Source organism: Streptomyces sp. NPDC059373 (assembly GCF_042751495.1).
Classification (GTDB): domain Bacteria; phylum Actinomycetota; class Actinomycetes; order Streptomycetales; family Streptomycetaceae; genus Actinacidiphila.
Genome location: NZ_JBHYXC010000012.1, coordinates 152329 through 176093, shown reverse-complemented (window position 1 = coordinate 176093; position 23765 = coordinate 152329). Strand labels below are relative to the sequence as shown.

Below are 23765 nucleotides of genomic sequence, written 5' to 3'. Positions count from 1 at the left end.
TGCGGCGAGGGCCAATCCGGCGATTATGGCGGTTCTCCGCATACGGACGCGGAGCAGGGCAGGAAATTTCGACACTGAAATTCCAATCGGACTGCCGGGGGAGGCGGTTGAGTCAGCCCGCGACGCGGGCTCAGTGCGCCCCGGGGGCGTCCGCTGGTGCGGGCGGCCCCGGGGCAATGCACGGGCGTTCGCTACGAAGCGGACGTCTCCGGTGCCTGCTGCTTCGACGCGGTCGCGGACTGCGCGTCGGTGCGCCGGGCCAGGTTGAAGAGCCGGTCCCGGATCTTGCGTTCGAACTGGTGCTGCGTGGTGTCGATGTGCGCCGTCATCAGCTCCGCGGCGGTGTCCACCTCACCTGCGGCGATGGCCTCGACGATGCCGAGGTGCTGGTTGCCTGCGACCTCCAGCGAGCCGGGTACGTCGCCGTGGAAGAGCAGCACGTCCGACTGGGAGATTAAACGCCGGATGTTGGCGACGCTCGACCGCAGGAACACGTTGTGGGCGGCGACGCTGACGGAATCGTGGAACAGCGCGTCGGCGCGGGCGAACGCCTCGGCGTCTCCCGCCTTCCCGGCCTCGAGTGAGGCCTCGGCGCTCTCCCGCATCGCCCGGACCTCGATCGGGGTGGCGAGGGTCGCGGCGCGCCGCGCCGTCTCGGACTCGATCAGGCGACGGTAGTCCAGGAGCATCAGGAGGTGCTCCATGCTGGTCGGCTGGAAGTGCGCGAGCTGGTCGTCGGCCAGCGCGCCGGGCGACGCGGAGACGAAGATGCCCGCGCCCTTGCGGACGCTCAGCCGGCCGATCGCCGCCAGGACCTTGACCGCTTCACGGGTGACGTTGCGGGTCGCACCGAGGATTTCCGCGAGTCCCTGCTCGGTCGGCAGCCGGTCGCCGGGGAGCAGGTTCTGCTCGGCGATGTAGTTCAGCAGCCGCTCCGCGACCAGTTCGTAGCCCGGGCGGTATCGATCTGACGCGTCGTCCGGTCCTCCGGATTCGGCGTTGGCTGTGCCTGGCACCGGGCAACCTCCTCGTTGCTCAGATGAATCAGATCTATTTGCGCCGCCACTATGGCACCGGCGCATCCGGGAGGGAAGAGCCGCGGCGAACTTTGCCGGTCGAGCGCGTAATCCTGTGGAAACAAGGGGACAAAACGGCCCATCGCAAGGCCGGGCATTGCGTAGGGATCCTCCGATACATATGGTCCATCCAGCCGGATTGAACAGATGCTTCTGAAGCGGGCGATCCAGGCGGCGCACGGCTCGCCCCAGGACCACGCCCCGGGGCGAAGGGTTGAGGGGATGAAGCGATTCGCGGCGGTGATCCGACTGCGTCCGGAGAAAGAGGCCGAGTACCGCGCCCTGCACGCCGACGCCTGGCCTGGTGTGCTCGCCGCGCTGAAGCGGGCCAACATCGGCAACTACTCGATCTATCTGCGTGACGGCCTGCTCTTCAGCTACCTGGAGTACACCGGCGACGACTACGCCGCCGACACCGCCTCGATCGCCGCCGACCCGGTCACGCGGGAGTGGTGGGCGCGGACTGACCCCTGCCAGCAGCCGGTGGACAGCGCCGCCGCGGGGGAGTGGTGGGCGCCCGCCGAAGAGGTCTTCCACCTCGACTGACGCCCCGGCCGGCCGCACCGCCTCTCCGTTCCCCTCCACCACCCCGAGCGAAAGGCGCAGCCGTGCGCATCGACGCCCATCACCACGTCTGGGACCTCGCCGTGCGGGAGCAGCCGTGGACCACGGACATCCCGCTGCTGCGAAGGACGTTCACCGTCGACGAGCTGCGGCCGGCCCTGCGCGAGCACCGGATCGACGCCACCGTGGTGGTCCAGACCCTCCCCGTCGAGCCGGAGACGCCGGAGCTGCTCCGGCTGGCGGCGGCAGATCCCCTCGTGGCCGCCGTCGTCGGCTGGGTCGAGCTGACCGCACCGGATGTCGGCGACCGGCTCGCCCGGCTGCGCGAACTGCCCGGCGGCGAAGCGCTCGTCGGCGTCCGGCACGGCGTGCAGGACGAGGCCGACCCGGACTGGCTGCTGCGCCCCGAGGTCCGCCGGGGCATCGCGTCGGCCGGTGCTGCGGGACTCGTGTACGAACTGCTGGTCCGCCCTGACCAGTTGGCCGCCGCCGTACGGACCGTCGCGGACCTGCCCGACGTACGGTTCGTCCTCGACCACGCGGGCAACCCCGAGATCCGGCCCGACGCGCTCTCGCCGTGGGCCGCCCAGCTGACCGCGCTCGCCGCGTGCCCGAACGCCGCGGTGAAGTTCTCCGGCCTGGTGACCAGGACCGCGCCGTTGCCGTTGGGCGCGGCGGCTCTGCGCCCGTACGCCGATGTCCTGTTGGATGCTCTGGGCCCCGACCGCCTGATGTACGGGTCGGACTGGCCGGTGTGCTTGCTCGCGGCCGGCTACGACGAGGTGATCGGCGTCGCCGAGAAGCTCACCGCGGCGCTGAGCCCGTCGGAGCGGGCCGCGGTATTCGGCAGCACCGCGGCCGACTGGTACGGGATCACCGCATGATCGCGCGTTGGCTCGGCCGCACTTCGGCTCGGACGAGCGCCCTCGGCTTCGGCGCGGCACCGATCGGCAACCTCTACAGCCCGCTCGGTGACGACGAGGCCCGTGCCACCATCGACGCCGCCTGGGACAGCGGTGTCCGCTACTTCGACACCGCCCCGCACTACGGCCTCGGCCTGTCCGAACGACGGCTGGGCGCGGCGATCGCCGGCCGGCCCCGCGCGGAGTTCACCGTCTCGACCAAGGTCGGCCGACTGCTGGAGCCCAATCCCGCCCCCACCGGATCGGACCTGGCGGCCGGGGGATTCGCGGTCCCCGACACGCTGGTCCGGCGGCCGGACTACTCCGGCGACGGTGTCCGGCGCAGCCTGGAGGCCAGCCTGGGGCGGCTCGGCCTGGACCGTGTCGACATCGTCTACGTCCACGACCCGGACGACCACCTCGACGCCGCGATCGGCGAGGCGCTCCCGGCCCTGGCGGAACTGCGCGACCAAGGCGTCATCGGCGCGATCGGGGCGGGCATGAACTCCGTCGCACCGCTGCTGCGGATCGTGACCGAGGCGGACGTGGACGCCGTCATGGTGGCCGGGCGCTGGACCCTGGTCGACCGCACCGCCGGCCCCTTGCTCGACGCCTGCGCCGAGCGGGGCGTGTCGGTGGTCGCCGCCGCGCCGTTCAACTCAGGCCTGCTGGCCCAGCCCTGGCCCCCCGGCGACGCCCATTTCGACTACGGCCCGGCGCCCGCGCCGGTCCTGCGGCACGCCCGGGCCCTTGCCGAGGTCTGCGAGCGGCAGGGGGTCACCCTCCCGCACGCCGCGATGCGGTTCCCGCTGCGCCACCCGGCCGTGGCCTGCGTCGTCGCCGGTGTCCGTTCGCCCGCCCAGGCGGAGTCCGCCGCGGCCTGGGCCACGACGGACCTGCCCGAGGACGCCTGGCGCGCGATCGCGGCGATCACCGAGGAACTGGCGGGGTGACGGCAGGCCCTGCTGGAATGGACAGCGGATCACGGAAGGAAGTGCCGAATGGAATCCGACGCGCAGCCTGACCTGAAGGACGAGCACGAGTTCTTCGACGCGGACGAGGTGCCCTGGTCGGACGCCGAGGGGGCGCCCGGCGTCTCGGAACGCCTCCTCAGCTCGGCCCCCTCCGGCGACGGGGCCGAACTCACCCGGCTGGCCCGCTGGGCGCCCGGACTCGACACCTCGGCCGCCGGGGTGATCCGGCACGCGTACTACGAGGAGGTCTTCCTGCTCGAAGGCGAATTGGAGGATCTCACGCTGGGCAGGACCTTCACCGCCGGCCACTACGCGTCCCGGCCGCCCGGCATGCCGCACGGCCCCTACCGTACGAGCACCGGGTGCGTGATGCTCGAGGTCCGCTACCGGCCGCGGTGAAGTGCCGCTCATCCGAAAGCGCTGGGCGCGTACGTGAGCGCCGAGCTGGTCGGCGTAACGGCTACGCTAGCACCGAAAAGACTATTTTGGATGCATCGACTCCGTATGAGTGGGCCGAGGAGACAATCGCCGTGACCCCAGAGCCGTCAGCCGCCCCGGGCACTCCCGCCTGGTGGGCCAGTCAGGCGCCCGCTCCTGCCTACCGCCGAGGTCGCCCGCCCGTCGATGTCGGCCGGATCGTCGACATGGCTCTGAAGCTCGTCGACGAGGTCGGAGTGCAGGCGCTGACCCTGCGCATGCTGGCCGATGCCCTGGATTCGGGCACGGCGACCCTGTACCGGCACTTCGCCGGCAAGGACGAACTGCTCGCCCACGTAGCGGACCGCGTCCTCGGTGAGGTGCCGGTGCCCTCCGAAGTCCCCGACGGGCTGTCCTGGCGGGAAGCCGTCGAGATGGGAGCGGAGGCCTTTTACCGCACCGTGCGCCGGCATCCCCATGTGCTGCCCCTTCTGGTGGCCCAGGTGCCCGTCGGCCCGCACGGCCTGGTCAACCGGGAGCGGACCCTGAGCCTTCTGCTCGGCTATGGATTCCCGGTGGACCTGGCCGCGCGAGCCTTCACCGCGATCGGTCACTACGTCATCGGGTTCGCCATTCAGCAGCACGGGCCGGGTGCGCCCCGCCCGGAGGACGAGGCATTGCTGCGCGATTACTACCGTTCACTCGACCCGGCGACCTACCCGGCCACGACAGCCGCCGCCGACGACCTCACCGGTGTGCCGGTCGAAGGGGAGTTCCGGTTCGGGCTGGGTCTCGTACTCGACGGCCTGGAGAAGGCCAGGCGCGGCGGCGGTGGGGCGCGGGAGTGATGTCGCCCCTCCGGCTCCGGTGACCCGGGGAATCAACGAGGCCGCGGGTGGGTTGTCATGACCGTGGCGCTTGCGCGCCGCGGAGAGAGAGGCACCACCATGAAGGTCCGACAGTCGCTACGTGCGTTGAAGGCCAAGCCGGGGGCGCAGATCGTGCGCCGGCGCGGCAGGGTGTTCGTCATCAACAAGAAGGACCCGCGGTTCAAGGCCCGCCAGGGCTGAGGAGCGGCGCAGCTCGCGGTGTCCGTATCTGTGGGCTACCCGGCCTTTGAGCCATGGTGAGGCGGGTCCCACAGGCAGAAGCTGGTCTGAGTGGCCGGAAAGCCCGGCCCGATTTCCGACCGGAAGCGTGGGTGAACGTGATGACCACCTCCTCAGACCAGATAGCCGGAGTGAGCGCGCCCGACACGAAGCTCGCCCAGGACGTGACCCAGCTGGTCCGGGACACGACCAGCGAACTCGTCTACAACCACTCCCGCCGCGTCTACTGGTTCGGTTCCCTGCAGGGCCGAAACCGCGACCTGAGCTTCGACCCCGAGCTGCTCTACGTCGGCGCCATGTTCCACGACCTCGGACTGGGCGAGCGCTTCCGCTCCAGTGGCCGCCGCTTCGAGGTCGACAGCGCGGACGAGGCGCGGCGCTTCCTGCAGGCCCACCATGTCCCCGAGGACAGCGTCCGCAGGGTGTGGACCGCCATCGCTTTGCACACCACGCCGGGGATCCCCGAGTACATGGAGCCCGAAGTGGCGCTGGTGACCGCCGGCGTGGAGTACGACGTACTCGGCATCGGGTACCACGACGTCTCCGACGCCGACCGTGCGGAGATCGTGGCTCTGCATCCTCGTCCGGACTTCAAGCAGCGGATCCTCGGCGCCTTCACCGACGGGATCCGCCCGAAGCCGGAAACGACGTTCGGCAACGTCAAGGCGGACGTACTGGAGCACTACGTGCCGGGCTTCGAACGTGGGGACTTCGTCCGCACCATCCTGGACTCGCCGTGGCCCGAGTGACCTCCGGAACCGGCCCGGCGCACGTGGTGGCGGTCGTGGCCTTCGACGGGGCCCAGCTGCTCGATGTGACCGGGCCCGTCGAAGTGTTCACGACGGCCAATTCCTACGGCGCCCGCTATGACGTACGCCTCGTGTCCCCTACGGGCGAGGACGTCCGCACCTCCTCCGGAGTGCGCCTCGGGGTGGAGGGCGGGTGGCAGGATCTGCCGCCGCGGCTGGGGACTCTGCTCGTACCGGGGAGGAAGGACTGGCGACAGGCTGTGACCGATCGCGGCCTCGTGGCCGAGGTGGCGCGGCTGGCGGGGCGTTCCAGGCGGATCGCGTCGGTGTGCGCGGGAGCCTTCCTCGTGGCGGAGACCGGGGTCCTGGACGGCCGTCGAGCGGTAACCCACTGGCAGCTCGCGAGGGACCTGGCCACCGCTTATCCCCTGGTCAGGGTCGAAGAGGACCCGATCTTCGTACGGGATGGCAAGGTCATCTCCTCCGCCGGTGTCACAGCGGGAATCGATCTCTCACTGGCCCTGGTCGAGGAGGACTACGGCGCGGACGTCGCGCGCAGCGTCGCCCGGGAACTCGTGGTCTTCATGGCCCGCCCGGGAGGACAGTCCCAGTTCAGCGCCCGCCTCAACTCCCCTGAGGCGGCCCACCCGGCGGTCCGGCACATCATGGACACCGTCGGCGCCGACCCCGGCACCTTGCAGAGCCTGGAGACCCTGGCGCAGCAGGCCGGCGTCAGCGCGCGCCATCTCACCAGGCTGTTCCGCACGGAGACCGGCATGACCGTGTGGCAGTACCTCGAATCCGTACGGCTCGAAGCCGCCCAAGCACTCCTCGAAGCCGGCAGCGAAGCGGTCGACACCGTCGCGGAGAAGTCGGGATTCGGGTCGGCGGAATCCATGCGCCGCGCCTTTCAGCACAGCCTGGGGATCTCGCCCACCGCGTACCGGGCCCGTTTCCGGACGACGGCTTTCACGCCGGCGCCTGTGCACCCCTGACGCCTCGGACGGCGTGGGGCCGCTGCGGCCCGGGCCATGACGTCCTTCTTGTTGCCTGAGTGGGGTAAATGCCCGCAGAATACCCAAGGGCTAAAAATAGACATCTGGCTAATTAGTGCCCCGGTGTCGCCCTCGAGAGGAGCGTGACCCCCATGTCCCGCACCAGCGCGGCCACGCCCGTCCCGGCTCGTGTGGGCAGCACTCCCGAGGAGTACGCGCGGCTCGGCATCGAGCCCCGCGTGATCAAGCCGTCGGAGGACGGCATGCGCACCGACGGTTCCCAGGGCACGTACGAGTGGTGGTACTTCGACGCGCAGCTGGACGACGGCGCGAAGCTCGTCGTGGTCTTCATGACCAAGGAGTTCACCGACCTCGCCAAGCCGCTCAGCCCGGTGATCCGGATCGACCTGACCCTGCCCGACGGCACCCAGGTCGACAAGCTCGCCGAGCTGCCCGCCGAGTCCTTCTCCGCCTCCACCCGGACCTGCGACGTCCGCATCGGCGACAACGTGTTCGCGGGCGACCTGCACACGTACACCGTCCGTGCCCGCGTCGAGGACGTCGAGGTCGACCTCACGCTGACCGGGCAGGTGCCGGCCTGGCGTCCCGAGACCGGCCACTGGCTCTTCGGCGAGGAGGGCGAGAGCTACTTCGCGTGGCTGCCGGCGGTACCGCAGGGAGTGGTCGAGGTGACGTACGGCGCAGGCGGCGACAGCCACACCGTCACGGGCGTCGGCTACCACGACCACAACTGGGGCAACGCCTCCATGCTCGACCTCATGCACCACTGGTACTGGGCGCGTGGCGCGGCCGGCCCCTACTCCGTGATCGCCTCGTACATCACCGCGCAGAAGCGCTTCGGATACTCGGCGCTGCCGGTGTTCATGCTGGCCCGCGACGGAAAGCTGATCGCCGACGACGCAGGCCAGGTCACCTTCGAGGCGCTGGGCCGCTACACCGACACGAAGACCGGCAAGCCGGTGGACAACATCACCCGCTACACGTACACCGACGGCGACGAGCGGTACGTCATCACCTGCACCCGCCACACCGACCTCGCCGCCAACAAGTTCGTCGACGACCTCAAGGGCCTCAAGAAGGCCGCCGCCAGGCTCGTCGGTTTCGACGGCGCCTACCTGCGGTTCGCCGGCGAGCTGCGCATCGAGCGCTACGAGGAGGACGAGCTGGCGGAGAGCTACACCGACCACGCGCTGTGGGAGCTCATGTACTTCGGCAAGGCCCGCCCCTGACCGCGGCGGCACACGGCGCGGGGAATTGCCCAAGCAGTTTAAAGATCACCCAGCCGGCTCAGACCCCCGGCGGTGCAGGCGACCGCGCCGACCGGCACAGCCGCGTCAACCTCACCGCCCACGACGAAGCACGCAAGGTCCCCGCGCTTGCCGGAATCGGAAACAACAACCTGCGATCGCCCGAAATAGGAACTTCCTAGCATCGCCGCACGGACCTGATGACCCACGGCGAAGGGCAGGACAGCCATGACCGTCGCAGCAGAACACCCCGGCACCGCCCAGCCGTCGACACCACCGGCAGCTCACCCCCTGGAGCCCCTGACCGCCGACGAGATCGCCCGCACCAGCGCGGTGCTCGGCGCGAGCGGCCGGCTGCCCGCCGGAACCCGCTTCGTGTACGTCGAGCTGGCCGAGCCGGCCAAGGACGTCGTCCACGGCTGGAGTCCCGGCGCCGGCTGGGACCGGCAGGCGGCCGCGCTGCTGCGCCACCCGAGTCTGCGGGCCACGTACGAGGCCGTCGTCTCGCTCACGCGTGGCGAGGTGGTGTCCCTGCGGACGGTGGAGGGCGTCCAGCCGCCCATGATGTCCGAGGAGTTCATGGCCTGCGAGAAGCTGGTCAGCGCGGACGAGCGATGGCAGGCGGCGATGCGGCTGCGGGGCGTCGAGGACTTCTCGCTCGCCATGATCGACCCGTGGGCCGGCGGGTACACCGGCCCCGAGGACGACCCGTCGCTGCGCCGCATCGCCCGCCCGCTGACCTTCGTCCGCTCCGGACCCGACGACAACGGATACGCCCGCCCGGTCGAGGGCCTGATCGTCACCGTCGATCTGGACACCATGACCGTCATCGAGGTCGTCGACCACGGAGTCGTCCCGCTGCCCCCGCAACCGGGCAACTACTACCCGGAGTTGATGAAAGCCCCCGGCAATGTCCCCGCCTTCGACCAGGTGCGCGCGCCGCTGAAGCCGATCTCGATCACCCAGCCCGAAGGGCCGTCCTTCCGGGTCGACGGGCACTCCGTCGAGTGGGCCAACTGGCGGCTGCGCATCGGCTTCACCCCGCGCGAAGGCCTCGTCCTGCACGACATCGGCTACGTGGACAAGGGCGTGTTGCGGCCCGTCCTGTACCGGGTCTCGCTGTCCGAGATGTACGTACCGTACGGCGACCCCGCACCGACCCACTGGAACAAGAACGTCTTCGACGAGGGCGAGTACGGCCTCGGCTGGCTGGCCAACTCCCTCGAACTCGGCTGCGACTGCCTCGGCGAGATCCACTACTTCGACGGATACGTCAACGACCAGGACGGAGCGCCGGTCCGGATCGGCAACGCGATCTGCATGCACGAAGAGGACGCCTCGATCGGCTGGAAGCACACCGACTTCCGCACCGAACGCGGCGAGGTGCGGCGCAACAGGCGGCTGGTCATCTCCTTCGTCGCCACTGTCGGCAACTACGAGTACGGCTTCTACTGGCACCTCTACCTCGACGGCTCGATCGAGTTCGAGATCAAGCTGACCGGCGTTCTGTCCGTCGGGGCGCTCGCCGACGGCGTGACACAGCCCGAGTTCGGCACCCTGCTCGCCCCGGGGCTCTACGCGCCCAACCACGAGCACTACTTCAGCGTCCGCATGGACACCCGGGTCGACTCCGACCGCAACAATCTCTACGAGGTCGAGTCCGTGGCCGAACCCGCCGGCCCGACCAATCCGTACGGCAACGCCTGGCGCACCCGCAGGACGCACCTGACCTCCGAGGCGGAGGCGCAACGGCTCCCCGACCCGCTGCGCGGGCGCGCCTGGCTGATCGCCAGTGCCGACACCACCACCGCACTGGGCACCGCACCGGCGTACAAGATCGAGCCCGGCGCCTACACCGCGCCGCTCTGGCAGGACGGATCCCAGCAGGCGTCCCGCGGCGGCTTCGCCACCCGCCAGCTGTGGGCCACGCCCTACGACCCGGCCGAGCGGTACGCGGCCGGTGACTACGTCGCGCAGAACCCCGGCCCCGACGGGCTGGTCGCCTACACCGCCGGCGACCGCCCGCTGACCGACGCCGACCTCGTCCTCTGGTACACCATCGGGGCGCACCACGTGGTGCGCCCCGAGGACTGGCCGGTGATGCCGGTGACCCGGGTGGGCTTCCACCTCAAGCCGTTCGGCTTCTTCGACGGCAACCCCATGCTGGACCTGCCCGCCGAGACGCCGTCGTGCCACAGCGTCAGCGGACCGGCAGCACCTGGGTGTGCTCATCACGAACGGCCTGCAGCGAGCGGGGGTTGAGCCCGAGCAGCTTCAGGATCGTCGGCGCGATCTGCTTGGTCTGAACGGCCGAGGAGTCGCGCACCCCGTGCGGAGCCGAGGCGCCGGAGACGACCAGGGGGACGTTCAGGTCGTCGGAGTGGGCGCCGCCGTGCTCGGCGACCTTCTTGGTGCCGCCGGTGTAGACGACGCCGTACTGCGCGAGGCCGAAGACGTCCGGGACCCGGGCGTCGCCGGCCTTGACGCCGAAGTAGTCGGCCGCGGCCTTACCGGCGTAGACCTTGCTCAGGCCGCCGTGGGTGAAGGCCTTGGGCTTGGCGTCGATGTCGGTGCCGGTGCCGCTCTGCGCGAGCAGGTACGTCTTGGCGAAGTCGGTGGCGGCCTTGGACCGGTCGTTCAGCCACAGCAGCATGCCGTCGTCGTCCACGGCGTGCGCCACCAGGTCACCGGCTGCGGGATGGGCCTTCTTCCAGGCGGCGTTGAGGCCGTCCAGCAGCGGACCGTCGTCGACCCGGGTCAGCGCGGCGGGGTCGGTGGGGGACTGGCCGTGCTTCGCCGAGAGGATGACCGTGGTGCTGCCGGCCAGGTGCTGCTTGCTGATCTCGGCAGTCAGCGCGCCGATCTCGGCGTTGACGAAGTCCAGGTTCTTCGCCAGGAGCGGCCCGGGGACGTTCTTGGACGTGTAGCCGCCCTTGAGGCCTTCCGAGGTGGGCAGCTTCTGCGCGGTGGAGACCGACTGGAAGTTCAGACCGAAGATCGCCGGGGTGCCGGCCTTGTGGGCGCGGCTGTGGTCGTACCCGTCGATCTCGTTGAGGACGGCCTTCACCTTGTAGCCGTCGTACTGCTCGGTGGCCTTGTTGTCCGTCGTCCAGTCGTTCCCGGCGGCGTAGCCGAGGGCGTCGCTGTTGATCTCCGGCGTGAACAGGTCCTGGATGCCGGTGCCCGACGGGCCGCTGAGGATGTCGTACGCGGCGTGCTTGTCCGACCACGCCGTCCGCAGGCCCGCCTTGCGGGCCACCTCGAAGATGGTGTTCACCTTGAGGTACGAGTGCGGGTAGACCGGCTTGCAGGTCGTGGGGTCGACCGGCAGTTTTGCGGGGTCGATCAGGCTCACCGGGTTGCCGGTCATCGACAGGATGCTGTCCGGCAGGCCCTGGAGACCCTGCCCTGCGTCGATGGACGCCTGGTTCGTGTCCAGGTCCTCGGTGAGGTCCACCTCGACACCGGGCTTGACGCCCTTGCAACTGGTGGTCCCGGCCGGCAGCAGCGCCGCGTCGTACGTGTCGTCGTAGTACACCCCCGTCGTCCCGGGGCTGCCCCCGGTCGCCTGCGCGACCATGCCGGGGAAGGAGTCCGAGGGCGTCGTGGTCTTGGCGTGGGTGTACTCGACGCCGCCGTTGACCAGACGCGCCAGCGCCGACTCCGGGTGCGCGGCGGTGTACCAGGCCAGGTCCGACTGGTGCAGCCCGTCCACCGATATCAGCAGCACATGCTTGGCGGCGGCGGCCCGGTGCTGCGGGGCGGCTGAGGCGAAACCCTGGGCGGCTGTCGCGCCGGCCAGGATACCGGCGGCCCCGAGAACGGCCGCAACCCTGGAAGAACGAAGGGACATGAAAACTCCTGTGTGCTCGCTGTGCACGGGCGGCGGGTGCCCGCAGCCATCAGAACGGCACCGGGCGTACCGGGACGGGCGCGCGAATGAATGCACAGCGAACGCGACGTCTGCTCTTCACCAAGGACAAAGTACGAGGAGGCGTGCTTTGCCGCTTTTCGACCGGCTGAGCGACCCGTTCAGCGCGCCCTGTCGCTTTCGCCGATGCCGCTCTCCGCGTCGGCCGGGTTGGTCTCCAGCCAGCGTTCGACAGCGGCCACGTGCACGGCGGCGGTGGATCCGGCCAGATGCGGATCGCGGGCTTCGAGGGCGCGCAGAATGTCCTCGTGTTCCTGGTGGACGCTGTCCAGGGACCGCCGGATCCGGTTGCCGCGCACGATGCGTACCCGCTGCGTACGGGTGGAGAGCACGCGCAGGAGCATGGACAGCACGGGGTTGCCGACGGCTTCGACGATCCGCAGGTGGAACTCGATGTCCAGGGCGACGAATTCCTCCACGGTGTCGGCGGACCGGGAGCGGTCGAGTATGTCGCGCAGTGCCAGCAGGTCGTCCGGCATGAGCAGCGCGGCCGCCCACTCGGTCGCCGGGGGCTCCAGCAGTCGTCGTACCTGGAGCAGTTGCAGGGCGGTACGGCCCTGGGAGACGTCGGCGGCGAAGGCCAGGGTCTCGAGCAGGATCTCGGGTTCGAGGCTGGAGACGTAGGTGCCGTCACCCTGACGGACGACGAGGATGCGCATGGCGGTGAGCGCCCGGACGGCCTCGCGCAGGGAGTTGCGGGAGAGCCCCAGCTGCACGGCGAGATCCTCCTCCCGGGGGAGGCGGGAACCGGGCGCCAGGTCACCGGCCAGAATCATGGTCTTGATACTGGCTATCGCCTCATCGGTCACGGCCAAGGCGGTGTCACTCCTGCTTCTCGCCGGAGGCGAAGCGGGAGATGATCAGGGCGACGATGATGATGGCGCCGTTGAGGAACTGGTTCCACAGCGGCGGCACACCGGCCAGGGTCATGACGTTGACCACCAGCTGCAGGGTGAGGACACCGGTCAGGGCGCCGAAGAGGGTTCCCCAGCCGCCGTTGAGGCTCACGCCGCCGATGACGGTGGCGGCGAAGACCTGGAAGATCCAGCCGCTGCCCTGGTCCGCGGAGATGGAGCCGTAGTGGCCGGCGTACAGCACGCCGGCGAACGCGGCGAGCAGACCGCCGACGATGAGGACGATCCAGGTGATCCGGTCCACCCGGATGCCCGCGGTGCGCGCCGCCTCGGGGTTGCCGCCGATCGCGTACAGCGCCCGGCCGTGCCGCAGCCAGGCCAGGGCGAAGCCGCCGATGCAGAAGAGCACGGCGCAGACCCAGATGGCGGCGGGGGCGCCGAGCCAGGAGGTGTGGCCGAGGTAGGTGAAGGAGGAGGGCAGGTCGACGATCGACTGGCCCTTGGAGATGGCGACCTGCAGACCGCGCAGCATGGTGAGCCCGCCGAGCGTGACGATGAATCCGTTGAGCCGGAGCTTGAGGATCAGGAAGCCGTTGAAGGCGCCGATCAGCGCCCCGATCACCAGGCACGCCGGGATGGCCGTCCAGGCCGGGAGAAGTCCCAGGCCGGTGAAGCGGCCGCCGCTGGTGGGCAGGACCAGCCAGACGGCGATCACGGGAGCCACGCCGATGGTGGACTCCAGCGAGAGGTCCATCCGGCCGACGATGAGGATCAGGGCCTCGGCGAGAACCAGCAGGCTCAGTTCGGTGGACTGCTGGGCCACGCCGAGGAGGTTGGTGGAGGTGAGGAACGCCGGGGAGACGATGAAGCCGATCAGGCCGAGTACGGCGATGACCGGGACCAGGGACAGCTCACGGAAGCGGCCGAGCTCGACACGCAGGCGCGGGCCGGCCGCCGGGGTGGTGCCGGCCGCGGGCGCCGCGGTTTCGGTGACATCTGTGGGGGCGGGCATGGCTACCTTCCGTGCGCTTCGGTGTCGGCGGTACCGACCGTGCTGTCGGTCTCGCTGGTGTCGGATCCGGCGGGCGGGCCGCCGATGCCCTCCATGGCCGCGACCAGCTGCTCGTCGCGCCAGCCCGGGGCGAACTGCGCCACGACCCGGCCGTGGAACATCGCCACGACGCGGTCGCACACCTTGAGGTCGTCCAGCTCGTCGGAGATGATCAGGGCGGCCCGGCCGTCGTCGGCGGCCTGGCGGATCCTGGCGAGCAGGAACTCCTTGGACTTCACGTCGACGCCGTTGGTCGGCCGTACGGTCACCAGCACCTGGGGGTCGGTCGCCAGCGCGCGGGCGATGACGACCTTCTGCTGGTTGCCGCCGGACAGCGCGGAGACCGGGGTGGCCGGGCTCGGCGTCTTGATGTCCAGGTCCTTGATCATGCGCTCGGCGAACACCCTGGTCCGGGAGGGCAGTACGGTGCCGAACGGCCCGAGCTGGTCGGTCACGGTGAGGGTCGCGTTCTCGGCCACGCTGCGGTTGCCGACCAGGCCCTGGACGTGGCGGTCCTCGGGGACCAGGCCCACCCCGGCCGCCAGGGCCGCGGGCACACTGCCGGCACGTACCTCCCGGCCGGCCACCGTGATCCGCCCGGCGTCGGGGCGGTGCAGCCCCGCGACGGTCTCGCCCAGCCGTACGTTGCCGCTGGCGGTGGCCCCGGCCAGGCCCACCACTTCGCCGGCGCGGACCGACAGCGACAGGTCCTGGTAGGCGCCGGAGAGCGTCAGGCCGTCGATGGCCAGCAGTTCCCGCGCTGTGCCGTCGGCGGTCGGTGCCGTGGCCGACGTGGCGGCGCCGGTGGTGGCGCTCTCGCCGGTCATGGCCTCCACCAGCGCTTCGTGGTCGAGGTCGGCCACGGGGGCGGTGAGGACATGGCGGGCGTCGCGGTAGACGGTGACGGTCCCGCAGAGGTCGTAGACCTCCTGCAGGTGGTGGGAGATGAACAGGAAGGCGACGCCCTGCCGTTGCAGGTCGCGGAGCTTGCCGAAGAGGCGGAGGATGCCGTTCGCGTCGAGCTTGGCGGTCGGCTCGTCAAGGATGATGAAGCGCGCGCCGAAGGACAGGGCGCGCGCGATCTCGACGAACTGCCGCTGCTCCACGGTGAGATCCCGGGCACGGGCGGTGGGGTCGATGTCCACGCCGTACTCGCCGAGCAGCTCTCCGGCGCGCTGCCGCAGCTCCTTCCAGCGGATCGGCCGCAGGGCGCCGGTGCTCTGGCGGCCCAGGAAGAGGTTCTCGGCGACGGTCAGTTCGGTGATGATCGTGGACCGCTGGTAGACACAGGCGACGCGCGACCGCCAGGCGTCGGTGTCCCCGAAGCCCGGCGCCGGCTCTCCGGAGAAGCTCAGCGAGCCGGTGTCCGGCTGCTGGAGGCCGGTGAGGATGGACACGAGCGTCGACTTGCCGGCGCCGTTGCGGCCGACGAGGGCATGCGCCTCACCGGGGTTGATCGTGATCCGGGCGTCGCGCAGCGCGACGGTGGCGCCGAACCGTTTGCTGATGCCGGTCGCCTCGGCTACGGGGACCGGTCGCCCGGCGTCGGCCGGCGGGGCGGTCGCGGTGTCCGCCATGGTGGATACCGTCCTTTGGATCCTTTGGCTGCGGATGGAAGGCGCGGAGGGGAGGGAGCGGTGGCCGCCCCCTCCCCGCGGCGGCGGTCAGCCGATGTTGTTGCCCCACAGCGACTTGTCGTCCACGTTGGCCTTGGTCACCAGCGGTGCCGGGAGCTGGTCCTCCAGCCCGTTGGGCAGCTTGATGATGGTGGAGTCGTGGTCGGTCGCCCCCGGCTTGAACGTCTTGCCCGCGGCTGCGGCCTCGGCGTAGTACAGCGCGTACTTGGCGTAGAGGTCGGCCGGCTGGGAGATGGTCGCGTCGATCTCGCCCTTGCGGATCGCGTCGAACTCCTGCGGAATGCCGTCGTTGGACACGATGGTGATGTGGCCCTTGGTACCGGTCGGCTTGAGCAGGCCCTTCTGCTTGAGCAGCGCGAGGGTCGGCTGCAGGAAGACGCCGCCGGCCTGCATGTAGATGCCGTTCAGGTCGGGGTGCTGGGCGAGCAGGCTCTGCAGCTTCGCCGAGGCGACGTCGCCCTTCCAGTCGGTCGGCAGCTCGTAGAACGTGATGTTCGGGTACTTCGTCTTCATGCAGGCGGAGAACGCCTCCGAGCGGTCACGGCCGTTGACGGAGTCCAGTGCGCCCTGGAACTCGGCGACCTTGCCCTTGCCGCCCAGCTGCTTGCCGAGGTAATCGCAGGCCTTGGTGCCGTAGGCCTTGTTGTCGGCGCGCACGACCATGTACACGTTGCCCTTGTCCGGCCGGGTGTCGACGCTGACCACGGGTATCTTCTTGGATTCCAGCGTGTCGAGGGTCGAGGCGATGGCGCCGGTGTCCTGGGGGGCCATGACAATGGCCTTGGCCCCGGTGTTCTCAAACACCTGGACGTTGGCGACCAGCTTGGTGATGTCGTTCTGCGAGTTGCTCAGCGGCAGGGTGTTCGTGCCGTCCGACTTGATGTCCTTGTTCAGGTACTGCGCGTACGAGTTCCAGAAGTCGGAGTCCGAGCGCGGCAGGTCGATGCCGATGGCGGGCTTGCTGCCGCCCGACCCCGATGCGGTGTTGCTGCCCCGGTTGCAGGCGGTGGCGAAGGCGACCAGTGCGAGCGCGGTGGCTGCGACGGCGGCGGTGGAGCGGAGGCGGGCGATCTGCATGGCGGTGTTCTCTCCTGGTCCGGAAGCAACTGCGGCGGAGGCTTGATTCAGGCCTGGCCGCAGGACCGCGTCGGGTCCTGCGGCCGGGCAACCGTGAACGTCGTTGTTGTCGGTTGTGGGTCTCACGTCACGTGGGGCGAGGAGGAGACAACCGGCGAGGTTGCTCGGAGCGCTTCGATAATTCATCCGAGGTCTGCTGGACGTCGAGGACGTTACGACCGCATTGCCTCGGTTGACAAGCCCCCTGCCCGCACTGGTCTGTACCGCGTGGGCCGGCGGAGATGACCGAGTGGCCCCTGCTGCTGGTCCGGACGTCATCGCATGGCCAGTGACCTGTGTAAACACGGCTTTCCTGATGACCGCTCCGGATGTCCGCGCCACATCACAATTCCGCGACGGAGCGGGTGCCGGTGACGTGCGTCGGCTGCGCGGCGTGTCAATGTATAGGCGTAATACGGCGTTTGCGTTCCGGGCGACCTGACTCACCGCCGTGACGCCGCCGGACGACACCCTCGAAGACCCCGGACATCGGGTGGGAGCGATCAGGGGGGCGGGTTCGGTGGCTCTCCGGAGTCCCGGCGGGGTCAGACCTCCGAGGAATGCATTGCCATCGGCGGTATCGCGCCTTAAGGTCTCGTTGGCGAAGACCTCCGATGTCTCTTGGAGTCGTGAGGCTCGCCGTTCCGCGTCCGTCCACGACAGGGGGACTTGCCCCGTGCGCCAGACCTTCGTCCGAGCTTGAAAGGCCTCCCCTTGTCCGCCATGCCCGCAACCCCCGCCCGTATCACCGCGGTCGACACGTACGACATCCGGTTTCCCACCTCACGGGAACTCGACGGCTCGGACGCGATGAACCCCGACCCCGACTACTCCGCCGCCTACGTGGTACTGCGTACCGATGCCGGTGACGGGCTCGAAGGCCACGGCTTCGTCTTCACCATCGGTCGCGGCAACGACGTGCAAGTCGCGGCGATCCAAGCGCTGCGGCCGCACCTGCTGGGACGGGCGGTGGACAGCCTGTGCGCCGACCCCGGCTCGCTCAACCGCGACCTGATCGGGGACAGCCAGCTGCGCTGGCTGGGCCCGGAGAAGGGCGTGATGCACATGGCGATCGGCGCCGTCGTCAACGCGGTCTGGGATCTGGCCGCCAAGCGCGAGGGCAAGCCGCTGTGGCAGCTGCTGGCCCACGCCGATCCGGAGTGGCTGGTCTCCCAGGTCGACTTCCGCTACATCGCGGACACGCTCAGCCCGGAGCGGGCCCTGGAACTCCTCCGGCAGGGCAGGCAGGGCGCGGCGGAGCGCGAGGCCGTGCTGCTGGAACGGGGCTTTCCCGGCTACACCACCTCACCCGGCTGGCTCGGCTACTCCGACGAGAAGCTCACCCGGCTGGCGAAGCAGGCGGTCGCCGACGGCTTCACCCAGATCAAGCTCAAGGTCGGCGCCGACCTGGAGGACGACATCCGGCGGCTGCGCGCCGCCCGTGCCGCCGTCGGCCCCGGCATCCGGGTGGCGATCGACGCCAACCAGCGGTGGAACGTCGACGAAGCGGTCGAATGGACCAAGGCCCTCGGTGAGTTCGACCCGTACTGGATCGAGGAACCGACCTCGCCCGACGACATCCTCGGGCACGCGACCATCCGCAAGGCTGTCGCACCGGTGAAGGTCGCCACCGGCGAGCACGTGCAGAACCGCATCGTCTTCAAGCAACTGCTGCAGGCCGGCGCGATCGACGTCCTGCAGATCGACGCGGCCCGCGTCGGCGGTGTCAACGAGAACCTGGCCATCCTGTTGCTCGCCGCCCACTTCGGGGTGCCCGTCTGCCCGCACGCGGGCGGCGTCGGGCTGTGCGAGCTGGTCCAGCACCTGTCGATGTTCGACTTCGTGGCGCTGTCCGGCACCACGCAGGACCGCGTCATCGAGTACGTCGACCATCTGCACGAGCACTTCGTCACCCCCGTGGTGATCTCCGGGGGCCACTACAGCGCACCGACCGCGCCCGGCTTCTCCGCGCGGATGCACCCGGAATCGATCGCCGAGTACAGCTACCCCGACGGTACGTTCTGGGTCGCCGACCGCACGACGCAGGAGGTATGAACAGCATGAGCAGCGACCTGAACGGCCTCAGCGCCCTGGTCACCGGTGGCGCATCGGGCATCGGCCTGGCCACCGCCCGGCTCCTCGCGGACCGTGGCGCCCGCGTCGCCGTCCTGGACCTCGCCCCCGACGGACTCCCCGCCCCCCTGGTGCCGTTCAAGGCCGACGTCTGCGACGACGCGACCGTACGGTCGGCCGTCGAATCGGCGGCAGAGGAACTGGGCGGCCTCGACATCCTGGTCAACAACGCCGGGATGGGAGCCATCGGCACAGTGGAGGACAACCCCGACGAGCAGTGGCACCGCGTCCTCGACGTCAACGTGCTGGGCATCGTACGGACCACCCGGGCAGCCCTGCCCCACCTGAGGCGGTCGGCGCACGCCGCGATCGTCAACACCTGCTCCATCGCCGCTACCGCCGGACTGCCCCAGCGCGCCCTCTACAGCGCCACCAAGGGCGCGGTGCTGTCGCTGACCCTCGCGATGGCCGCCGACCACGTCCGCGAGGGCATCCGGGTCAACTGCGTCAACCCCGGCACCGCCGACACCCCGTGGGTGACCCGGCTGCTCGACGCCGCCGACGACCCCGAGGCCGAACGCGCCGCCCTCGACGCCCGCCAGCCCATGGGCCGCCTGGTCACCGCCGACGAGGTGGCCGCCGCCATCGCCTACCTCGCCGGCCCCGCCGCCGCCTCGGTCACCGGCACCTCGATCGCCGTCGACGGCGGCATGCAGGGCCTCCGGCTCCGGCCGCCGGCGGCTTCCTAGGGCCTGTCTTGTGGATCTCCGTGGGAGAAGGAGCGGGGTCTGGCGCCTGTGATCGCAAGGCGGAGGAAGGAAGCGACGCGGTGGGGGCACCTCCCAGCCGCCAGGCTGGGGGACGTCGTTGACTGACGACAACGCCGCGAGCGCTGGTGCCAGGGCACGCGACGCCGCGGAGATCCACAAGACAGGCCCTAGCTCTGGCCGAGCTTCTTGACCAGCAGCTCGAACTGCAGGTCGTTGCGGGTGGGCAGGCCGAACCGGGCCTGGCCGTAGGGGAACGGGGTCATCTCGCCGGTGCGGGCGTAGCCCCGGCGCTCGTACCAGGCGATGAGGTCCTCGCGCGCGGAGATCACCGTCATGTGCATCTGGTCCGCGTCCCACTCCTCGTGGGCGAAGCGCTCGGCCTCGGCCAGGACGACCCTGCCGAGGCCCGCGCCCTGGAGGGAGGGGCGGACGGCGAACATGCCGAAGTAGGCGTGCCCGTCGCGCTTCTCGAGCTGGCAGCAGGCGACGATCCCGCCGTCGGACTCGACGACCACCATCCGGCTCGCCGTACCGCCGACCACGGCCGCCACGCTTTCGGCGTCGGTGCGCCGCCCCTCCAGCAGGTCCGCCTCGGTGGTCCAGCCGGCCCGGCTGGAGTCACCCCGGTACGCCGACTCGATGAGGGCGACCAGGGCGGGGACGTCGGCGGGGACGGCGGTGCGGAAGACGTGCTGGGCGGTGTGGTTCGTGGTGTCCATCGGGGCATGCTCCTCTACGGTCGGTGGCATGGTCAACGTACTGAGCAGCAGGATCCTGCTGCGGCCGGCCGATCTGGAGCGGTCGCGGGCCTTCTACCGGGACGATCTCGGGCTGGCCGTCTACCGGGAGTTCGGGGAGTGGCCCGAGCGCGGGACGGTCTTCTTCCTCGGCGGCGGTTTTCTGGAGGTCTCGGGCCGCTCGGAGGGCCCGCTGAACCCCGGGCTTGAGCTGTGGCTCCAGGTGGAGGACGTGGGAGCGCTGCACGAGCGGCTGCTCGACCGTGAGGTGAAGGTGCTGCGCGAGCCGCGGCAGGAGCCGTGGGGGCTGATCGAGATGTGGATCGAGGATCCGGACGGTTGCAAGATCGTCATGGTGGAGGTGCCTGAAGATCACCCGCTGAGGTATCGCCGCTGACGGCTGTCCGGGCCGCCCCCTGGGCGATGAGTTTCGGGGCGCCGCGACGTCGACACTCACAGGCGGCTCGACCCGCGCGCCGCCGGCTCGGTGAGGACTGACGATGGCGACCTATGTGCTGATCCACGGTGCCGGCTCCGACTCCTGGTACTGGCACCGGGTGGTGCCGCTGCTGCGCGCCCGCGGACACGAGGTGGTGACTCCGGACCTGCCGTGCGAGGACGAGGAAGCGGGTCTGGCGGAGTACACCGATGTGGTCGTGGACGCCATCGGTGGCCGGACCGATCCGGTGCTCGTGGCCCAGTCGATGGCCGGGTTCACCGCTCCACTGGTCTGCACGCGGGTGCCGGTCGAGCTGATGGTGCTGGTCGCGGCCATGGTCCCGGCACCAGGGGAGTCGCCCGCGGACTGGTGGGCCAATACCGGCCAGCCCGCCGCCAGGCGGGAGCTGGACGAGCGCGAGGGACGCGATCCGGACGCCGAGTTCGACCCGCTCGTCACCTTCTTTCACGACCTTCCCGCCGATATGCTCGCCGAGATGACGGCGAGGCCCGTGCTCAACCAGGCTGGGGCCCCCTTCCTCAAGCCCTGGCCGCTGCAGAGCTGGCCGCAGGTGCCGACCCGGTTCCTCCTCTGCCGTCAGGACCGCCTCTTCCCGGCGGACTTCCAGCGGCGGGTCGTCCGGGAACGGCTCGGCTTCACCCCGGACGAGATGGACGGCGGTCATCTGCCGGCGCTGGCCCGTCCCCGCGAACTCGTCGAGCGGCTGGAGGCGTACCGGATCAGCCGGCCGGAGGCCCGTCCGATCCGGTAGCGGCCGTGATCCCGGTCTCCGCGCAGGCGGCGGCCCGGCGGCGGACGCCCTCGGTGGCCTCGGCCGGGCCGGCGGTGTCGGCGAAGCTCACGCGCATGTACGGGGCCGGGGCCTCGGCTGCGAAGTAGGGGCGGCCAGGGGCGACGGCTACCCGGAGCGCAGGGCGGCGCCGGCGAGGGCGGTCTCGTCGGCGCCGTCGGGGAGGCGCAGCCAGAGCTGGTAGCCGCCGGCCGGGGCGCGGGCGGGGGCCAGGGCCGGGAGTTCGCGGTGGAGGGCGGCGAGCGTGGCGTCGCGGCGTTCGGCCGGGCCGGCGGAGACGGCGCGCAGGTGGCGGGGCCAGGCGGGGGCGCCGACGAGTTCCAGGGTGGCCTCCTGGAGGGGGCGGGGGACGAAGAAGCTGTCGACGACCCGCGATCGGGGTCCCGCGCGCCAGTCAGCCCCAGCTCGCCCAGCCACTGCTCACCCTGGTCTGGTCGGCGGCCCTGCTCGGCGAACACCTCGGCGCCTGGACACCGCCGGCCGCCCTGGCGGTGCTGGTCTGCGTCGCGGTCACCCAGCGCACGGCCGCCTGAGCCTCCCCACGCGCGCCCCGGATACGTCCGTGCGCTCGGGTATGCGCCGCCGGGCGCGGGCATCCTGCGTACGGCGGCCGAGGGCGCCGAGGCGGGGAGGCCGGACATGCACGGACCAGCACTGGTGGGGTGGCTGCTCGTCGTTCTCGGGGCGTCCACGGGGCTCCTGTGCCTGCTGCGTACGAGGCCGGGCTGCGCGGGGGGCGCTGACCGGCACGCCGCCCGGGACGAGGGGCTGATGGGGCTCGGCATGGCGGTCATGGCCGTGCCCGTTTCCGCACTGGACCCCAGGCCCTGGGGGCCGCCGCTGTTCGCCGTGGTCTTCGGCGCGGCCGCCGTACGGGCACTCCTGCTCGCCCGGCGCGACGGCCGGCACGCACATCACGCCCACCACGCGGTGGGCGCCGGGGCGATGGCGTACATGGCGGTGGCGATGGTGCCGGGCGGCACGGCGTCGCACGATGGACACCTGCCGGGCGGCGCGCCACTGCTGACGGGGCTGCTGCTGGCGTACTTCGCGGCGTATGTGCTGGCGACGGGGGTGCGGCTGGCGTCGGTGCCCTCGGTGGCGCGGGCGGGGGGCGGCACCGCGGGGGAACTCCCGCGGCCGCCGGCGGTCGCGGCGGTGGGGCGGGGCCTGAGGGCGCCGGAGATGGCGGCGGCCTGCCGGGTCTCGATGGCGATCGGGATGCTCGCGATGCTGCTCACCCTGTGACATGTGTGAGGCGTGCGTCACTTTTGAGCGCGACCGCGTACCGGAGGGTAGCGACACCCTCATAGTCTGAGCGCCATGACGGTCCCCTTCGTGCTGCTTCTGCTCGGCGCGATGGCCGCGGCGACGGCGCCGCGACTGCTGGCCCGCGCCGACTGGCCGGAACGCGAGCCCGTGCTGGCCCTGTGGGTCTGGCAGTGCGTGGTCGCCGCCGTCCTGCTGTGCTGCGTCCTGGCGATGGCCCTCACCGCGTCGGCGGCCTGGGCGGCGGTGCGCGGCCATGTCTTCGCCTTCGCACCGCATGGCGTGGTGGACGCGTACGGGCTTCCGGGTTACGGGCCGTGGGCCGGGGTGCTGGCCGCCCTGCTGGCGTGCGGCGGAGCCTGGACCGCCGCGATGCTCACCCGTGAGGTGCGGGCCGCGCGCGCCCGGCAGCGGCAGCGGCGCGCCGAGCTTCTGGTTCGGGCGCCCCGGCTGCCCGGCGAGGGCCTGGGCCTCGATCTTCCGGCCGACCAGCGGCTCGTCGTACTGGAGAGCGGCCGGCCCGACGCGTGGTGGCTGGCCGGGGCCCACCCGCAGCTGGTCATCACCACCGCCGCGCTGCGCCGGTTGAAGGGCCGTCAGCTGGACGCGGTGCTCGCGCATGAGCAGGGTCACGCACGAGCGCGGCATGATGTGCTGCTGCACTGCGCGGGCGCGCTCGCCGCCGGCTTCCCGCAGGTACCGGTCTTCGCGGGCTTCCGCAACCAGGTGCACCGGCTGGTCGAACTGGCCGCCGACGACATCGCCTCACGCCGCTTCGGCGGCCTGACGACTGCCCTCGCCCTGGTCGAACTCAACGAGGACCGTGGCGTGTTCGGCCCCTCTCCCATGCCGCTGGCGCAGATGCCCGGGCGGGTGAACCGGCTGCTCGACCCGGGTCCCCGGCTGAGTCGGGCGCATCGTGCCCGGGTCACGGCACTCGCGACGCTGGTGCCGGTCATCCCGCTGCTGGTGGCCTTCGGGCCGGGGCTCAAGGCGCTGGCGTAGCCCCGGGGCTCCGTGACC

At 70.8% G+C, this 23765-nt stretch carries 23 protein-coding genes and 2 pseudogenes; 17 read left to right on the top strand and 8 right to left on the bottom strand.

All coding sequences use genetic code 11. The features are described 5' to 3' along the window. Nucleotides 1–191 precede the first annotated feature (191 nt). Nucleotides 192–1016 (bottom strand): FadR/GntR family transcriptional regulator, encoded by an 825-nt coding sequence (locus ACFXJ5_RS19135; RefSeq protein ID WP_384631828.1) that lies wholly within the window; start codon nucleotides 1014–1016, stop codon nucleotides 192–194. Between the two features lie 282 nt (nucleotides 1017–1298). Between ACFXJ5_RS19135 and ACFXJ5_RS19130 the strand changes: the two genes are divergently transcribed. From ACFXJ5_RS19130 to ACFXJ5_RS19085, 10 genes are all read left to right on the top strand, one after another. Further along, nucleotides 1299–1622 carry an L-rhamnose mutarotase gene (locus ACFXJ5_RS19130; protein WP_384631825.1) on the top strand — a complete coding sequence of 108 codons (324 nt, stop codon included), beginning with the start codon at nucleotides 1299–1301 and terminating at the stop codon, nucleotides 1620–1622. Between the two features lie 62 nt (nucleotides 1623–1684). Further along, the gene (locus tag ACFXJ5_RS19125) at nucleotides 1685–2524 is read left to right on the top strand and encodes an amidohydrolase family protein (protein WP_384631823.1); all 840 of its coding nucleotides are present in this window, start codon (nucleotides 1685–1687) and stop codon (nucleotides 2522–2524) included. Beyond that, nucleotides 2521–3495 carry an aldo/keto reductase gene (locus ACFXJ5_RS19120; protein ID WP_384631821.1) on the top strand — a complete coding sequence of 325 codons (975 nt, stop codon included), beginning with the start codon at nucleotides 2521–2523 and terminating at the stop codon, nucleotides 3493–3495. Before ACFXJ5_RS19125 ends, ACFXJ5_RS19120 begins: the two co-directional genes overlap by 4 nt. 48 nt (nucleotides 3496–3543) lie before the next feature. Next, nucleotides 3544–3915, top strand: a complete 372-nt coding sequence (locus ACFXJ5_RS19115; protein ID WP_384631819.1) for a cupin domain-containing protein — start codon at nucleotides 3544–3546, stop codon at nucleotides 3913–3915. Between the two features lie 245 nt (nucleotides 3916–4160). Next, entirely contained in the window at nucleotides 4161–4781 is a 621-nt protein-coding gene (locus ACFXJ5_RS19110; protein WP_384631818.1) for a TetR/AcrR family transcriptional regulator, read from the top strand. 99 nt (nucleotides 4782–4880) lie between these two features. After that, complete coding sequence (ykgO, locus tag ACFXJ5_RS19105; protein WP_384631817.1) at nucleotides 4881–5003, top strand: type B 50S ribosomal protein L36; 123 nt, start codon at nucleotides 4881–4883, stop codon at nucleotides 5001–5003. A 140-nt stretch (nucleotides 5004–5143) separates the two neighbouring features. Then, complete coding sequence (locus tag ACFXJ5_RS19100) at nucleotides 5144–5791, top strand: HD domain-containing protein (protein ID WP_384631816.1); 648 nt, start codon at nucleotides 5144–5146, stop codon at nucleotides 5789–5791. Next, on the top strand, nucleotides 5788–6786 hold the full coding sequence (locus ACFXJ5_RS19095; protein ID WP_384631814.1) for a GlxA family transcriptional regulator: 999 nt from the start codon (nucleotides 5788–5790) through the stop codon (nucleotides 6784–6786). The genes ACFXJ5_RS19100 and ACFXJ5_RS19095 overlap by 4 nt, the downstream gene beginning before the upstream one ends. 152 nt (nucleotides 6787–6938) lie before the next feature. Then, nucleotides 6939–8036 carry a hydroxyneurosporene dehydrogenase gene (locus tag ACFXJ5_RS19090; protein ID WP_384631813.1) on the top strand — a complete coding sequence of 366 codons (1098 nt, stop codon included), beginning with the start codon at nucleotides 6939–6941 and terminating at the stop codon, nucleotides 8034–8036. A 246-nt stretch (nucleotides 8037–8282) separates the two neighbouring features. Further along, nucleotides 8283–10316, top strand: coding sequence for a primary-amine oxidase (locus tag ACFXJ5_RS19085; RefSeq protein ID WP_384631811.1), 2034 nt, complete (start codon nucleotides 8283–8285; stop codon nucleotides 10314–10316). Here ACFXJ5_RS19085 and ACFXJ5_RS19080 read toward each other — a convergent pair. The 5 genes from ACFXJ5_RS19080 to ACFXJ5_RS19060 all read right to left on the bottom strand — a co-directional run bounded on the left by ACFXJ5_RS19080 (nucleotide 10255) and on the right by ACFXJ5_RS19060 (nucleotide 16604). Then, the gene (locus ACFXJ5_RS19080) at nucleotides 10255–11907 is read right to left on the bottom strand and encodes an alkaline phosphatase family protein (RefSeq protein ID WP_384631809.1); all 1653 of its coding nucleotides are present in this window, start codon (nucleotides 11905–11907) and stop codon (nucleotides 10255–10257) included. The two genes, ACFXJ5_RS19085 and ACFXJ5_RS19080, sit on opposite strands and share 62 nt — an antisense overlap. A gap of 179 nt (nucleotides 11908–12086) precedes the next feature. Then, entirely contained in the window at nucleotides 12087–12800 is a 714-nt protein-coding gene (locus ACFXJ5_RS19075) for a FadR/GntR family transcriptional regulator (protein ID WP_384631807.1), read from the bottom strand. A 7-nt stretch (nucleotides 12801–12807) separates the two neighbouring features. Beyond that, a complete protein-coding gene (locus tag ACFXJ5_RS19070) occupies nucleotides 12808–13851 on the bottom strand; it encodes an ABC transporter permease (protein ID WP_384631805.1) in 1044 nt (347 codons plus the stop codon). A gap of 2 nt (nucleotides 13852–13853) precedes the next feature. Further along, nucleotides 13854–15467, bottom strand: coding sequence for a sugar ABC transporter ATP-binding protein (locus ACFXJ5_RS19065; RefSeq protein ID WP_384631803.1), 1614 nt, complete (start codon nucleotides 15465–15467; stop codon nucleotides 13854–13856). 87 nt (nucleotides 15468–15554) lie between these two features. Next, nucleotides 15555–16604 (bottom strand): sugar ABC transporter substrate-binding protein, encoded by a 1050-nt coding sequence (locus ACFXJ5_RS19060; protein WP_384631801.1) that lies wholly within the window; start codon nucleotides 16602–16604, stop codon nucleotides 15555–15557. A gap of 762 nt (nucleotides 16605–17366) precedes the next feature. Here ACFXJ5_RS19060 and ACFXJ5_RS19055 point away from each other — a divergent pair. Together ACFXJ5_RS19055 and ACFXJ5_RS19050 are read left to right on the top strand one after the other, a co-directional pair. Next, on the top strand, nucleotides 17367–18698 hold the full coding sequence (locus ACFXJ5_RS19055; protein WP_384631799.1) for an L-fuconate dehydratase: 1332 nt from the start codon (nucleotides 17367–17369) through the stop codon (nucleotides 18696–18698). Beyond that, nucleotides 18695–19465 carry an SDR family NAD(P)-dependent oxidoreductase gene (locus ACFXJ5_RS19050; RefSeq protein WP_384631797.1) on the top strand — a complete coding sequence of 257 codons (771 nt, stop codon included), beginning with the start codon at nucleotides 18695–18697 and terminating at the stop codon, nucleotides 19463–19465. Before ACFXJ5_RS19055 ends, ACFXJ5_RS19050 begins: the two co-directional genes overlap by 4 nt. 188 nt (nucleotides 19466–19653) lie before the next feature. Here the strand turns inward: ACFXJ5_RS19050 and ACFXJ5_RS19045 are convergent, their stop codons facing one another. Then, the gene (locus tag ACFXJ5_RS19045) at nucleotides 19654–20205 is read right to left on the bottom strand and encodes a GNAT family N-acetyltransferase (protein WP_384631796.1); all 552 of its coding nucleotides are present in this window, start codon (nucleotides 20203–20205) and stop codon (nucleotides 19654–19656) included. Nucleotides 20206–20233: 28 nt separating this feature from the next. On the opposite strand from ACFXJ5_RS19045, the gene ACFXJ5_RS19040 reads away from it, so the two are divergent. Both ACFXJ5_RS19040 and ACFXJ5_RS19035 read left to right on the top strand, forming a co-directional pair. After that, nucleotides 20234–20620, top strand: a complete 387-nt coding sequence (locus ACFXJ5_RS19040; RefSeq protein WP_384631794.1) for a VOC family protein — start codon at nucleotides 20234–20236, stop codon at nucleotides 20618–20620. Nucleotides 20621–20723: 103 nt separating this feature from the next. Next, a complete protein-coding gene (locus ACFXJ5_RS19035) occupies nucleotides 20724–21434 on the top strand; it encodes an alpha/beta fold hydrolase (RefSeq protein ID WP_384631792.1) in 711 nt (236 codons plus the stop codon). Here the strand turns inward: ACFXJ5_RS19035 and ACFXJ5_RS19030 are convergent. Then, a pseudogene (locus ACFXJ5_RS19030) lies at nucleotides 21403–21845 on the bottom strand (PLP-dependent aminotransferase family protein); the annotation flags it as partial. The gene ACFXJ5_RS19035 and the pseudogene ACFXJ5_RS19030 sit on opposite strands and share 32 nt — an antisense overlap. Here ACFXJ5_RS19030 and ACFXJ5_RS19025 point away from each other — a divergent pair. The 3 genes and pseudogenes from ACFXJ5_RS19025 to ACFXJ5_RS19015 form a co-directional block, all read left to right on the top strand. Next, nucleotides 21845–22006, top strand: a pseudogene (locus ACFXJ5_RS19025) (EamA family transporter); the annotation flags it as partial. The pseudogenes ACFXJ5_RS19030 and ACFXJ5_RS19025 sit on opposite strands and share 1 nt — an antisense overlap. 106 nt (nucleotides 22007–22112) lie before the next feature. Then, nucleotides 22113–22721, top strand: a complete 609-nt coding sequence (locus tag ACFXJ5_RS19020) for a DUF5134 domain-containing protein (RefSeq protein WP_384631791.1) — start codon at nucleotides 22113–22115, stop codon at nucleotides 22719–22721. 75 nt (nucleotides 22722–22796) lie between these two features. Beyond that, nucleotides 22797–23747 carry a M56 family metallopeptidase gene (locus tag ACFXJ5_RS19015; protein ID WP_384631789.1) on the top strand — a complete coding sequence of 317 codons (951 nt, stop codon included), beginning with the start codon at nucleotides 22797–22799 and terminating at the stop codon, nucleotides 23745–23747. Nucleotides 23748–23765: the final 18 nt, after the last annotated feature.

Coding starts and splice junctions, on each gene's coding strand:
- ACFXJ5_RS19130 (WP_384631825.1), top strand. CDS start 1,299: ATGAAGCGATTCGCGGCGGTGATCCGACTGCGTCCGGAGAAAGAGGCC.
- ACFXJ5_RS19120 (WP_384631821.1), top strand. CDS start 2,521: ATGATCGCGCGTTGGCTCGGCCGCACTTCGGCTCGGACGAGCGCCCTC.
- ACFXJ5_RS19115 (WP_384631819.1), top strand. CDS start 3,544: ATGGAATCCGACGCGCAGCCTGACCTGAAGGACGAGCACGAGTTCTTC.
- ACFXJ5_RS19110 (WP_384631818.1), top strand. CDS start 4,161: ATGGCTCTGAAGCTCGTCGACGAGGTCGGAGTGCAGGCGCTGACCCTG.
- ykgO (WP_384631817.1), top strand. CDS start 4,881: ATGAAGGTCCGACAGTCGCTACGTGCGTTGAAGGCCAAGCCGGGGGCG.
- ACFXJ5_RS19100 (WP_384631816.1), top strand. CDS start 5,144: ATGACCACCTCCTCAGACCAGATAGCCGGAGTGAGCGCGCCCGACACG.
- ACFXJ5_RS19090 (WP_384631813.1), top strand. CDS start 6,939: ATGTCCCGCACCAGCGCGGCCACGCCCGTCCCGGCTCGTGTGGGCAGC.
- ACFXJ5_RS19085 (WP_384631811.1), top strand. CDS start 8,283: ATGACCGTCGCAGCAGAACACCCCGGCACCGCCCAGCCGTCGACACCA.
- ACFXJ5_RS19080 (WP_384631809.1), bottom strand. CDS start 11,907: ATGTCCCTTCGTTCTTCCAGGGTTGCGGCCGTTCTCGGGGCCGCCGGT.
- ACFXJ5_RS19070 (WP_384631805.1), bottom strand. CDS start 13,851: ATGCCCGCCCCCACAGATGTCACCGAAACCGCGGCGCCCGCGGCCGGC.
- ACFXJ5_RS19065 (WP_384631803.1), bottom strand. CDS start 15,467: ATGGCGGACACCGCGACCGCCCCGCCGGCCGACGCCGGGCGACCGGTC.
- ACFXJ5_RS19060 (WP_384631801.1), bottom strand. CDS start 16,604: ATGCAGATCGCCCGCCTCCGCTCCACCGCCGCCGTCGCAGCCACCGCG.
- ACFXJ5_RS19055 (WP_384631799.1), top strand. CDS start 17,367: ATGCCCGCAACCCCCGCCCGTATCACCGCGGTCGACACGTACGACATC.
- ACFXJ5_RS19050 (WP_384631797.1), top strand. CDS start 18,695: ATGAACAGCATGAGCAGCGACCTGAACGGCCTCAGCGCCCTGGTCACC.
- ACFXJ5_RS19045 (WP_384631796.1), bottom strand. CDS start 20,205: ATGGACACCACGAACCACACCGCCCAGCACGTCTTCCGCACCGCCGTC.
- ACFXJ5_RS19040 (WP_384631794.1), top strand. CDS start 20,234: ATGGTCAACGTACTGAGCAGCAGGATCCTGCTGCGGCCGGCCGATCTG.
- ACFXJ5_RS19035 (WP_384631792.1), top strand. CDS start 20,724: ATGGCGACCTATGTGCTGATCCACGGTGCCGGCTCCGACTCCTGGTAC.
- ACFXJ5_RS19020 (WP_384631791.1), top strand. CDS start 22,113: ATGCACGGACCAGCACTGGTGGGGTGGCTGCTCGTCGTTCTCGGGGCG.
- ACFXJ5_RS19015 (WP_384631789.1), top strand. CDS start 22,797: ATGACGGTCCCCTTCGTGCTGCTTCTGCTCGGCGCGATGGCCGCGGCG.